Raw genomic sequence first — 12,913 nt, forward strand, 5'->3', positions numbered from 1 at the left:
TTATTCGGTTTTTGAAATGGAATGCGGGTTTGAAAATGCAGGGCTAGTAACGAAAGCAGAATCGGTGAGCATACCGAGGAAGGCAATGATGTCGGTTTTTTCGGTTTCGTGCAATGCAAGCGTTTCACCACCTTCTTCATTGGAAATATCCTGCAAAAAACTGCTCAGTGTACTGCCGTTGCGGATGTGGTCGCTGTAATGATCGAGCACTTCGCGGATGGTTTTGAAACGGCCGTCGTGCATGTACGGAGCTGTGAGCATGATGTTACGTAAGGTAGGCACGCGGAACCGGCCCCTGTCCATCGGCTGGCCGGTGACTTTTTCGCGTCCTGCGTCAGCAAATATGTTGTCGAGACCATTATTATGAAAGAGTTCTTTGAAAGTTTTCGGACCGCCGTGGCAATGGCCGCAGTTAGCTCCGCGGATGCCTTTTTTGGGGTTAGGAGCATTCTCGAAAAGTTGCATTCCGCGCACTTCGGAGGCGGTAGGCCGATAGGCTCCTGCCAGGTAATGGTCGTATGGCGAATCCGCGGAAATAAGGATTCTTTCAAACTGCGCCAATGCTTTCAGGATGTTCTTTTCGGTAATTATGCGGCTGCCGAATGCGCTTTCGAACAATGCGGGGTAGTGCGCTGTTTGGCTAAGTTTTGCCACGGATACATGCAGCGGCTGACCCATTTCGTGGGCGTCGGTGAGCGGGAACGCGGCCTGCTCTTCCAGGCTTTGCGAACGCCCGTCCCAGAAAAAATTGCGGACCCAGAGCAGGTTCGTCAGCGACATGGAGCTACGTGGCGTAAAGCTGCCATCGACGCCCATGCTTGCAGGCCGCCCATCGGTAAAGGCCAGTTGTTGCTCGTGACAGCTTTCGCAGGATAACTTGTTGTTGGCTGAAAGCTTTTTCTCGTAAAACAGCATCCTGCCCAGGTATACACCTTCTTTTGTGACGGGGTTATCCGTCGGTATGGTAAAGCGTGAACCGAAGTTAGCCGGGTATTTCAAGGCGTAGGGCTCGGGAGCCCGGGTGGCGGAAATCAGGCTGCAAAACAAACAAAAAGAAGCGATCAGGCCGGTTGCTGCCCAGCCTGGTCTGTTTTGATGCATGGCTTTAATCTCCCGAAGTCTTGACATTAATCAGAAATAATTGAAAACCAGGTTCACAAAGAAATTCCTGCCTGCCTCCGGAAAACCTTCGACCAGGCTGTAATTCCTGTCAAAAATATTGTTGATGCCACCTTCCACGGAGATGAATTTGTACAATTTCAACGAAGCTTTCGCATTCACGAGCGTGTAGGCGCCGGCTTTGGTGCCGTAACTGGTACTGTTGCGGCTGCCGTTGTGTTCGAGGCTGGCAAGGACGTTCAACACTTTCAGAAATGAGAAATCAGCATAGGTAATTAGCTTGTGCTCCGGTACATTCGTAAACAGGATCGCCGGGTTCGTTTTGTTCTTGCGTTTGATAAAAGAATAGTTCGACCCCAGTTTCAGTCCGTTAATTATCTGGTAATCAAAACCGGCCTCGGCTCCGTAAAAGCGCGCTTTGCCGGCATTTTGCAGCTGGAATTTATTCGGCTGCACATGATCGACCTGCTGGATGATGTCGTCGATGTTGCTCTGGAAAAGGCTGGCCTGTAATGCGAGTTTCTCCCCGACTTTACCTGAATAGCTGAGGTCGTAGTTCAACGCGACTTCGGCGTGCAGGTCGGGATTCGGGATAGCCTGTCCCATGCGATAGGAGTAGCGGTCCTTGATCGTGGCAAAACGGGTCTTGCGCGCTACGGACCCGCGCACGGCGTGATGAGCGTTGATGTCCCAGAAAAGGCCGATCTGTGCATTCACGGCATTGTTTTTACTATCCGTAAAATCGGTAAGCTCCCTGGTGGTTGCATTGTATTCCTGCGCTTCTCCTGCATTCCGTGCGTTGAAATTGATGCCGGGTACTACCGAAAGCGATGGAATGATCTGGTAGGTGTTTTCGATTCCGATAGAGAGCGTGTTGTCGGTGTAGGATTGTACCGGCTCGTCGAGGTCGTGCTCGCGGTGGACGTCACGTTTGTACTGCACATTGAATTTGAACACATTATTCGCCCAGGCCCGCGATTCGAACTCCGCATTGCCACCCAGAGTGTAATCATCGTAGTAACTCTGGAATGCGTAACCTTTGGTTTGGGCGGTGTAGGTGGTATCGTCGTAGCTGAACAGCGAATTCACGAAAGTGTCGTAGTACAGCCTCGTTTTGACCTTGTTTTTTTCTCCAACAGCGGTATTGGAGATGAAATAGAGGCTCTGCTTGTTCCATTTTGGCCATTTCCAGAAGCGCGTAGTAATCCTGGAATCATCACCCACGTAAGGCGGTGTTCCTTTTTCGCCGTGCTGGTTGACGTAGCCGATCACGTACTCATCTGTTGCATTAGGTGTATAACCAGCTTTGACACTGAATTTCAGATCATCGCGGTAGGCATTTGCGCGATCGTCGGTTTGCTGGTATTTACGCGGTTTGAAATCGCCGGAAAGAGGGTAGGTGTTTTGTTTAAGTTGTGATGCTCCGACCTGGTAAAAGAATTGGCCCAGCCGTGAGCCCGCATTCACATTCCAGCGATAGCCGTCGCCGCTGAAAACGCCGGCGCGCCCATTGATCTCCAACTTGCTCACCGGCTTACGCGACACAAGGTTGACCGCCCCGCCCATGGTATTGGCTCCATAGAGGATGGAGGTAAAACCTTTGGAAACGTTCACACTCGCGAGGTCGAAAGTCGTGAAACGCCCCATATCCACGTAACCATCGTATGGCACATATACGGGTACGCCATCCATGTACACAGGCACCTGGCGCAGGTCGAACCCGCGTACGTATACAACCGACTCATTCCTCGGCCCGACATTGGCGATGCTTACCCCGGGCAGGATGTTCAATGCATTGGAAAGGTCGTTCCGGTTGAATTTTTCAATGGTCTCATAGGAAAGGCGGGAAGCAATGCTGTCCCCCATTTGGATGCCCGATACACGCACCTCGCCAAGCTGGAAAGTACGGTCCGTTGTGTGGGGTGTTTCGTGGGCCTGCTGGGCAATGGAGGATAGGGAGAAATGAAGAATAAGAGCTAAGGGTACAAAAGATTTTCTCATTATTTGCGATATGTATGAACGTACATATCGCAAATATAAAAACTCCATCGTATTGTGCGGAAAAAAATTGACGAGGTGCGTCAGACGAGTGATAAAAGCTCTGGTTCTTCGGCCAGTGCAGCCAGCAATTTGTCGTTCAGTCTTTTGTAGGCTTTCATGACCTTCTTCGCGGTTTCGGTGAGCACGGTACCGCCACCTTTGGTACCACCTTTCTGGGTTACTACATACTGGTCTTTGCCGAGTGTGTTCAGCGCGTCGATCATCGCCCAGGCTTTTTTATAGGACAAGCCCATGTCTTTGGCAGCCTGTGCGATGGAACCGGTTTCACCGATCCGTTCCAGCAGTTCATAGCGCCCCGGGCCGAAAAATTTGACCTGATCCACATATACCCAATGCCGCAGGCGTGTTTCGACGTGTCTTTCCATGACAAAAGCTTTTTAAAATGTTTGTAGGTGTTATCTCAGCATTCAACGCCGCAAACTATCATTAAATCGTAACTTTGCGCCCCAAACAAGTTCTTTAATTTATTTTTCCAACCAAAAAGGTTTCACAATCAGTGAATTAATAGGGAATCGTGTGCAAATCACGAACTGTCGCGCAACTGTAAGTAACGGGATAGTCTATGCCAAAGAGAAGTCCACTGGGGCAATTTTGAATGACTGAATGACACGATTATTCAATCATTCAAAATTATATTCCCCCGGGAAGGACGGTGTAGATGTTACAAGTCAGGAGACCTGCCTTTTTGGATGTTGACGATGCTTTCGCGAGGTGAGGCTGAGTCAGGACCGGAATATGGCGTATGCTGTGGGATAATCGTGCCCCATTACCTCCTCCCTTTCGTCCTTCCTCCCTCTGAAAAAGCCATCCGAAAAGTGATTGACGGGCTTTTAACTCATTTCTAACCAACTCAGTTAAAAGTATGTTCAGTTTTACTCCCTGCTGCCCGCGGAATGGCAGCGCAAGGAAAACCGCTTTATGGGCATTAACGGCCGTCGTGTTGACCGCTGCGCCAGATGACCGTGCATTTGCACAAACCAAGCCGGCTACGTTGTCCGACAGCGTGGAACGGACTCACCATTTGTCGGAAGTGACAGTCTCCGGCGTCGGACGCAATGCGTTTTCTGCCGTCAACAAGATCGATGTGCCGGTCCGGGACATGCCGCTGACGACCTCCTCAGTGTCGGCGCGTACGATCGAGCAACGCGGGATCGATGATTTGCAGGAAGCGATGAAGAACACCACCGGCGTTCGGGCGAACAATACCTATGGCGGTTTCCAGCATTTTACGATCCGTGGTTTTTCCAATTTTGTATTGATGGTCGATGGCGTGCGCGATGAGCGGCATAACATTTCGACGAGCGCGCCGAGCACCAACCTGGCCAATGTGGAAAGCGTGGAGGTGCTTAAAGGTCCTGCTTCGGTGCTTTTCGGGCATTCGGCATTAGGAGGGATCATCAATATCGCTCGAAAAAGGCCGAGTGCCGACTTTAAAGCAGACTTCTCGGCGGCTTATGGCACTTTCAATACCCGGCGGATCCGTGCGGGTACGGGCGGGCCCATCAGCGGCAAACTGCGCTATCGCGTTGATTTCGGGGTGTCGGATACCGATGGTTACCGCCATTCCGGCTCCAATACCAACAACGGTTACCTTGCATTGGAATATACGCCTACCGAACGGGACCTGATTTACCTGACGATCGGCGCCAATAAGGATATTTACGACACCGATACCGGGTTGCCGGTGCTGGAAGGCGGCAAACTTGCACCCGGAATGGATCGCGACACGCGTTACAACGACCCGGCCGATTTTCTGAAACATACCCGCTATGATTACCAGCTGAAATATGTACACAAGTTCAACTCGGGTTTGACGATCTCGGACCAGCTGTCGTATTACGACGATAATATCAATTATTTCTCGACCGAGGAACTGAGTTTCAATGCTACGCTCGATTCGCTCAACCGTTCGTTTCCGTTTTATTTCAACCACCTCACCAAGCCATTGCAAAATCAGCTGGAACTGACTTACGCCTTCGATACCAAAGGCATTTTGCACAAGTTGCTGGCTGGTTATTCGCTGAGCATCCTCGACCGTAAAACCTACAACGGCGATGTGTTCGGGCCTGGCAAGAATGCAACGGTCTCAGTCCGTAACCCGATCCTGAACCAGGGCTACATCGATGTCAGGGCTACCTATTACCGTGCGACAATGGAAAATGTACACGGCATTTACGTGCAGGACTGGATCAAGATCAGCGATCAACTGAAAGGTCTTCTAGGCTTGCGGTACGATATTTTTCGCGGCACTTACTATACAGACCAGATCGATGCTGACCGGAACGTCACCGGGAAAGGGGCGGAATCCAAAATCTCAAAATCGGCATTGACTTATCGCGCCGGGCTGGTGTACCAGCCATTGGAAGCACTGTCGGTATACGGCTCATACTCGACCTACTTCAAACCTGCCCGCCGCGTAGCACCGAATGGCGAGACGTTCGATCCGGAAACAGGCTATCAGGGAGAAGTAGGCAGCCGTCTGGAAATGAATGGACGGTGGGCGGCCAACCTGGCATTCTACTACATGCGTAAAAACAATCAGCTGGAAGCGTTGCCGGGCGGCATTTACAAACGCATCGGTTCGGCGGAGTCGAAGGGGATTGAGTTTGAGATTAATGGAAATCTCGCCCCCGGTCTGGACCTGACGGCGGGTTATACCTATTCCAAAGCGCAATACCTGGCTCATGACGGCCCGGAGATCAATCCAGTCGCCGGAAAACAAGTCGCTTTTGCGCCTGAAAACATGGTGAATGTGTGGCTGAATTATGAGGCACAAAAGGGTGCTTTGAAAGGTGCCAGCATTGGGGCAGGTGTCAATTACATGGATGAGACATTTACAAACAGCGCAAATACTTATGTGATGCCGGCCTATACGGTGGCTGATCTGGCGGTAGGATACCGGGTGGGCCGGATAGGGATGCGATTGAATATCAATAATCTTTTCAATGAACGCTACTATGCCAATGCGATTTACGCGAACCAGTTTTCGCCGGGTGCCACGCGGAATTTTCTGGTTAGTTTGAAGTATAGTTTGTAGGGTTTTATACCACGAATGGATGGTATTTTCATTTGTGAATGTTCGGGTCTTCGTGGCAAACAAAAAATGAAGAGACTAATCAAACTAACCTTGCTTCTGCATCGCTACCTGGGTTTTGCATTGAGTTTGCTGTTTGTGATCTGGTTCCTGTCGGGTTTCGCCATGATGTACGTGAAATACCCAACCATGCGCCAGTACGAAAAGTTGCAGCGCCTGCCATCGCCGCGTTTGGAAAAGGCGACGCTAACCGTCTTGGAAGCATTGGAACACGCGGGTGTCCGGGATACGCTGCGCTCGGTGCGGATCGGGATGATGCTCGACAGACCGGTTTTCCGCCTGACTACGATCCGGGGTGAGTATAAAGCTGTTTTCGCTGACGACGGAACATTATTCAAAGGAGCCGATCCGGGGCTGGCCGTCCGACTGGCTTTTGATTTCACCCATTTGAACAAAACACGAAGTGTTGAGCTGCTTACAGACATCGATCAATGGATGGCGGCCGCGCGCTCACAGGGGTACACGACGCCCGTGTACCGCATTCAGATGGGTGATGATGCGGACACCTATGTGTACGTATCCGCGCAGACGGGTGAAGTAGTACAGCTGGTGAATGCCCGGCAGCGATTTCTGGCCTGGTTAGGGCCTATTCCGCATTGGATCTATCCGACGGTATTGCTCCGTAACCGGCCGCTTTGGAATGACATCATCGTATGGACCTCGTCGCTTGGCTCCTTCATGTGCATTGCCGGGATTGTAATGGGTTTTGTCCGTTACAAACGGAACCGCGGGCTGGCATTCAGTCCGTATAAAAGGAAATGGTTTCGCTGGCATCATTATACCGGTTTCGTGTTTGGGTTGTTCGTTTTTACCTGGGTGTTCAGCGGGTTGCTGTCCATGACGCCCTGGGACTGGGCGCCCTTCACGAGGCTCGGGGCAGAGGAGTCGGAGCAATGGGCGGGAGGTGTGCTTGACACGCGGAAGTTTACGGTTTCGCCTGCGGCAGCTTTCGCAAAGTTTCGACCCGTAATTGATGCCAAGGAGCTGCATGTAATGCAATGGGATGGCAAGCCCTATTACCTTGCCTATGAGGATGATCTGCACGTGCGTGTGCTGGCGGCCAGTGACGCGTCGGCATTGCCGTTTCAGCAATTCGGAACGGAAGGGTTTGTCGAGAAAGTGAAGGAAATGAATCCTGCGGTAGATCTGAAGGAAGCGGTTGTACTTCGGGATTATGATGATTACTATTATTCCCGAAATGCAGATAAGCGGTTGCCGGTGCTGCGGGTCAAAATGGCGTCGGAGGATGAACCCTGGTATTATGTGGATTTGCAAACCGGGCAGGTAGTTCTGAAACACCAGGACCTGAGCCGGCTGGAGCGTTGGCTATATCACGGGCTGCACAGCCTGGATTTTCGGTGGCTGGTTTCCAAAAGGCCGCTGTGGGATATTGTGGTGATTTTGTTGATGATAGGCGGGACTTTGGCAAGCGTCACGGGGCTGGTTCTGACCTGGAAGTGGGTGATGCGGAAGGTTCGGTTTTAGTTTTTGTATGCCACTAATGTACCGCAGTGGTGCATTAGTGGCATTAAATTTTAAGATTTAACCCTCGTTTTCCGCAAAAACCAAAAGCTAACTGCCACCGGAAACCCCAGCGTGAGCCAGGAAGCGACATCCCAGAGGTTGTCGCCTGTCAATGCGGAAAGGAGACCCACGGCGGAGCAGATGCCGATGATGACGGGCATGCCCCAAACCTCCCAGAAGTTATTTTTCATTATTGAATGTGTTTAAATGGCCGGTTATGCATTCTCTTTTTGCGCAATGACGGTCAGGATCTCCGTTTCGTTTTTCGTTAGCCGGTTGATATGTGCCTTCGTGGCTTTGTTCCGGGCAAACCAGAGGTAAAGCCCGCTGCCCAGGATCACGATCGTCGCGATGTCGAACAGGGCCCAGATGATTTTCAGCGGTAACCCGCCGTAATCTCCGAAATGCAGGGGTTGGGACACAAAAAGCATATTCACATACCAGGGCATGTCACGCATGTCCGTCAGTGTGCCGTTTTTTGCATCGATCAGCGCCGGTTTGATGAGCCGCTTGGTGAGCGGTGTATTGCCCTTCATGAATACGGCATAGTGGTGTTTGCTGGTAAACATGGTTCCCGGGTAGGTAATGATCGACGGTTCCATTTCAGGCGCTTTTTGCTTCGCCAAGGCAACCGCTTCATCCAGTGAGCTTAGTTTGCCGGTGAGTGGCCTGGCATTTTTATAAGGAGCGGTCATTTCGGACAGCTGGCCTATCTGCCATAACCCGAGCACGATTTCGGAGGCCGTGTTGATGACCCCGGTTAATCCCACCACCGTACCCCACACGATTGTGACAACACCCAGCAGGTTATGCAGGTCGAGCCACTTCAGTCGGGTCGAACGTTCGGTGCGGACCATTCCGAAATCGAACCGTTTCATGATTGGCCCGTAAAGCATAATGCCCGAAACGATGGCTGCTACAAACAGCAGCCCCATGAGCCCGAGAAAAAGCTTCCCGCCAATCCCCATGAACATGTCTATGTGCAATTGCAGCATGACATACATGAAGCCTTCCTGAAAGTTGGGCGTGTCCAGGACTTCCGCCGTGTGGTCATCGACGATCACCGTCGTGAAATTGTCGGGCGGAGCGTCGATAGAATCGGATAAGCTGAATGTGGTGGTATTCGGCTCGTGTTCGTCCCAGTAAACGAAGCGGATTACCTTGTCCGGATACTTGGCTTTTGCGGATTCTGCCAACTTATCCAGCCCGGCCGGCGGCGTACCTTCCGCGACCTGTTTCGCCAGCTTCGGTTTGCCCTCCAGCTCTTCAATTTCCTCGTGGAAGATCAGCGGCAGGCCCGTGAGGCACAGCATCAGCAGGAAGGCGGTACAGATCAGGCTCGTCCATTTGTGGACCAGGAACCAGGTTTTGATTTGCTTTACGGAACTCATGGGATTGGGGTTTAGGATTATTCAGCCAGCTTTACAAAGCCCTGTACCGCGCCGTCCAGCGCCACATTAAATGCCTGAGTTGCCTTGGTGCCGTCCAATACATAGTAGCCGTCGATTTTCTGAGTTGCGTTTTTAACCCACAAAAACACTTTGCCGTCGATCTCGGTAATAGCCTGATCATTGGCGTAAGCATATTCGTGCCGGGGTAGTCCCTCCAACTTGGTAACCTGCCTGGTCGTGAAATCATAGGTGTAGTAGTCGAAGATAGGCGCTTTACTCAGGTTCGAATAATCCGCTTTCAATGGTTCCGAGGCCATTTCGAAGTACAGTTTTCCGCCTTTGATCAGTGCGATAGCCAGGGAATTGGCCGACTGCCATTCTTTGGTGGAGAAAACCCACGACTTGTCAAAATCCGTTTCACCTTTTTTGATGCGGATGATGGCCGTGTTGGAGAACGCAGTAATTCCGAGTCCCGTGCTGTACAGGTACAATGCACCATCGTCGCCGATCGACCACATTTTATTGCCTGATGAACCCCAGCCTACCCCTTTCAATCCGTCATATTTAATTGATTTCTCATATTTGTCGGTAGCGATGTCGACCACCGCAAACTCGATGGCGTTGAACACCTCGTCTCCATAACCTGCTGCCACTTTGGTGCCGTAGGAAATGCCTACGAACAGTTTTCCTTCTTTCGCTGCAATGGTATGTTTACCCACAGCCTGGTATTCCACACCTTGTTTCTGAACGGCAGAAAGATCCACCTCCCCGGTGCGCAACATGGTCGTAGGGTTAAATTTTTGCAGTTTCAGCAGCGCACGTGTTTCATCGAGGTAATAGCCGGTGGTCTCATTCACCACCAGGTATTGTGATGCGCCGGCGATAAAACCCTCGTCTTTCAGACTGCCGTCTGCATTGAGGGAGTATTTCTGCAGGCCTCCGTCGCCCGCTGCATTGGACCGGTTGAAAAACCATTTCCCAAATGAACGGAAGCCAAAAGCATCTGCGACCTGCAGTGATTTGGAGTTGGTGTTTTGAATGGTTCCGGACGGCAATCCGTCCAGGGCAGTGAAGTAGCCTGCTCCGAAACGGTCGATCGAAGTCATGAGCACAAATTTCTCTTTGGTCTCCGGAGTGGGCGTCGGGTCGCTGTTATCATCGGATGAGCAGCCGGCAAAGGCTGCCAGGGCGAGGCAGAAAAGGAGTGATTTAATCAAAGATGTTTTCATGAATATGGATTGTAAAATGGATAAATTTATTTGAGGGTATAATTGACTTTCAGATGGAAACTGCGGCCGGCATTCTGGATCCGGAAGTTGTCATAGACGTTGGTATTGAAAATGTTTTTAGCCTGGAAACCGATCGCAAAGCGCTCATTGACAGGATTGAAAGTGAATCCCGCGGAATGTAAAGCCTGGCTCGGGATGATATTGGGCGCGTCGAATTTGGCCTTTCCCCAAAGTCCCAGAAAGCCATCCGGTTCGAGCGATTTCGGTACGTAGTCGAGGTAGTATTCGCGGACAAACGTGAAATAATAGTAGAGTTGGAGCTTCCCTTTGCCGACTATCCGGTCGAGGTTGCCGTTCAGGCCCAGGTTCGCGAAAAAATAGGGGGTGTTGCGGAGTCGGGCTTTTTCCGTCAACCGGTTGCCGGTGTCAAACAGCCGGAAGTCCTGGTAGGTGAAATTCCCGTTCGCGCGCAGCCAGCGCGTGAGGAACACCGTGAGATCGGTTTCCAGGCCGATTCCCTTCACATTGCTGACATTCTGATTCTGCGTAAAAAGGAAGTCGATGGGGACTTTCAGGATCAGGTCGCGGGTTTTACGGTAAAACGCATTGACTTCCAGATTGTACGTATTCCGCTTTTCAGTACGGAAACCGGCATTGATGTTGACGCTCTTCTCCGGTTTGAGCAGGAAGTTGGAGCGGTGGAAGTTGCCGTCGCCGAACATTTCATCCTGCTCGGGCAGACGCGTGGCCGCTTCTGCTGATATGCGGAAGAACGTTCCGGGCGTCAGGGCGATTTTCAAAGCTTCTGCGATCCCGAAACTGCTATTGGAAGCATAGCGATGCTCACCCAAGGCCGTCCCGTAAACATCGACATTAATGGTGGAAGTGTTATAGTAGTAATACTTGGCAATGAGGTTGTTGGTCAGTTTTTCATTCCAAAAAACGGATTGCAGCCCCGCGGCGCCTACAAATTTGTAGTACTTGGCGGGAAGGGAGAGAATATCCTGGCCGCTTGCCGGAAGTTTCAGGCCCATCGGGTCCCGGCCATCCCGCCCGATGTTGGTCGATACGATATTTAGTTCGGCTTTATGGGCGTCGTTGATCTGGTACCCGACATTGGTGCGGGACGTAAAATAAGAAAATGTGATGTCCGACAGGCTGCCGTTGACGGTTACTTCGCCCAGGCGCGAGGGGCTCGGAATGAAGTGGCCGTACCAGTCGTAGGTACCCCGGGCGGTATCTACCTGCTCCACGTGAATGTTACTGGCCGTCAGGAACTGGTCGAGGCTTAGCCGGTTGAAGGCCTTACGGTAGCGCAGGGTAGGGATCAGAGCGTATTGCCGGCTCACCGCAGCGCCAAAAGGCTGTGACATCGACGAGCCATACTGATTCTGGCGGTTAATGCGGAACCACGTCAGGCCCACACGTAGTTCGTCGGCCCAGCGCAGGCCGGTGAGTCCGCCATATGCTTCGGCATAATAGTTGGTGAATTGATTATGGAACAGCCTCACCCGGGCTTCGCTTCGGGCAGCGGTTTCATGATCGATAACCATTACGTCGACCTTGTAATTGTTATCCGACCGGTTCAGGAACGCATCCGCCCCTACAAAGAAATGCCGCGTAGTGTCACTGTACAGCCCATTCAATGAAACCCGGTGGGTATTGAAGGAAGCAATTTCATAGGAAGCCTCGGCATAGCGGTACAGCGATTTTTTCGTCACCAGGTTCACCGCCCCGCCCAGGGCGTCGGCGCCCAGGCCCGTAGGCAGTACGCCCTTGTACACCTCCACGCGTTCAAGCATGTTCACAGGTACGAGGCCGATATTGTAGCCTGCGCCCAGGTAATCCATCGGGATACCGTCTTTGAAATTCTTGATCGCGCGGTCCTGGAAACCATTCATCATCAGGCCCGCATTGGAACCCAGCCCGCCGGTTTGACGGATGCGGATGCCGGCGGAGCGGTTCATAAGTTCCACCAGTGTGGACGGCTGCTCTTGCACCGCTTTGGTATTGATCACCTCTGCCTTAATGGGTTGCAGCCTGGCCTCCTGCGTTTCAGTCCGGCCGGTAACCTGGACTTCCGAGAGCTGTGTCTGGTCCTCCTGCAAGGTGAATGTCAGTGGATTGTTCCGGAGATTTTTGGTTGAAATGGTGCGGGTCTGTTTTTTGAAACCTATATGTTGAGCTGTGATTGCATACGATTCACGGAGCGGGGCGGACAGTGAAAAATGTCCCTGTTCGTCGGTGACGACAAAAATATTAAACGTTGCAATGCCAACGGAAGCGCCGGCCAGCGCCGCCCCCTGGCCATCCTTAACTACTCCCTGTATTTTATAACTTTCTTGTGCATAGGAAGTTACTGGTGTGATTAGCACCACAAGCAGAAAAAATCGTAACAGGAAGAGGAAAGGTTTCAATTTGTGTTTTAATTTTACTTAATTAAGACTGTTTAAAAATAAGCGCAAATGTACTTCGGAACCTTCGGGCCGGGTTAA

The 12,913-nt window shown here is 51.6% G+C and carries 9 protein-coding genes and 1 riboswitch; of the genes, 2 read left to right on the forward strand and 7 right to left on the reverse strand.

Annotation, left to right across the window (positions count from 1 at the left end):
* The 3 genes from BP71_RS22370 to BP71_RS22380 form a co-directional block, all read right to left on the reverse strand.
* Window positions 1-1,128: a cytochrome-c peroxidase gene (locus BP71_RS22370; protein ID WP_496383358.1), complete on the reverse strand. Its 1,128-nt coding sequence runs from the start codon at window positions 1,126-1,128 to the stop codon at window positions 1-3.
* A 3-nt stretch (window positions 1,129-1,131) separates the two neighbouring features.
* Window positions 1,132-3,120, reverse strand: a complete 1,989-nt coding sequence (locus BP71_RS22375) for a TonB-dependent receptor plug domain-containing protein (protein ID WP_496383360.1) — start codon at window positions 3,118-3,120, stop codon at window positions 1,132-1,134.
* 80 nt (window positions 3,121-3,200) lie between these two features.
* Window positions 3,201-3,545, reverse strand: coding sequence for a winged helix-turn-helix domain-containing protein (locus BP71_RS22380; protein ID WP_496383362.1), 345 nt, complete (start codon window positions 3,543-3,545; stop codon window positions 3,201-3,203).
* A 100-nt stretch (window positions 3,546-3,645) separates the two neighbouring features.
* Window positions 3,646-3,879, forward strand: a riboswitch (cobalamin riboswitch).
* Between the two features lie 163 nt (window positions 3,880-4,042).
* On the opposite strand from BP71_RS22380, the gene BP71_RS22385 reads away from it, so the two are divergent.
* Together BP71_RS22385 and BP71_RS22390 are read left to right on the forward strand one after the other, a co-directional pair.
* The gene (locus tag BP71_RS22385; protein ID WP_496383364.1) at window positions 4,043-6,217 is read left to right on the forward strand and encodes a TonB-dependent receptor; all 2,175 of its coding nucleotides are present in this window, start codon (window positions 4,043-4,045) and stop codon (window positions 6,215-6,217) included.
* A 66-nt stretch (window positions 6,218-6,283) separates the two neighbouring features.
* Window positions 6,284-7,759 carry a PepSY domain-containing protein gene (locus BP71_RS22390; RefSeq protein WP_496383366.1) on the forward strand — a complete coding sequence of 492 codons (1,476 nt, stop codon included), beginning with the start codon at window positions 6,284-6,286 and terminating at the stop codon, window positions 7,757-7,759.
* A gap of 50 nt (window positions 7,760-7,809) precedes the next feature.
* Here BP71_RS22390 and BP71_RS22395 read toward each other — a convergent pair whose 3' ends face one another.
* The 4 genes from BP71_RS22395 to BP71_RS22410 are packed head-to-tail and all read right to left on the reverse strand — an operon-like array spanning window position 7,810 to window position 12,835.
* Window positions 7,810-7,989, reverse strand: a complete 180-nt coding sequence (locus tag BP71_RS22395; protein ID WP_496383368.1) for a hypothetical protein — start codon at window positions 7,987-7,989, stop codon at window positions 7,810-7,812.
* Window positions 7,990-8,013: 24 nt separating this feature from the next.
* Window positions 8,014-9,189: a PepSY-associated TM helix domain-containing protein gene (locus tag BP71_RS22400; protein WP_496383370.1), complete on the reverse strand. Its 1,176-nt coding sequence runs from the start codon at window positions 9,187-9,189 to the stop codon at window positions 8,014-8,016.
* A gap of 17 nt (window positions 9,190-9,206) precedes the next feature.
* Window positions 9,207-10,418 carry a DUF4374 domain-containing protein gene (locus tag BP71_RS22405; RefSeq protein WP_496383372.1) on the reverse strand — a complete coding sequence of 404 codons (1,212 nt, stop codon included), beginning with the start codon at window positions 10,416-10,418 and terminating at the stop codon, window positions 9,207-9,209.
* A 26-nt stretch (window positions 10,419-10,444) separates the two neighbouring features.
* Window positions 10,445-12,835, reverse strand: coding sequence for a TonB-dependent receptor (locus tag BP71_RS22410; protein ID WP_496383374.1), 2,391 nt, complete (start codon window positions 12,833-12,835; stop codon window positions 10,445-10,447).
* Window positions 12,836-12,913: the final 78 nt, after the last annotated feature.

This window comes from Dyadobacter ginsengisoli DSM 21015 (assembly GCF_059568735.1).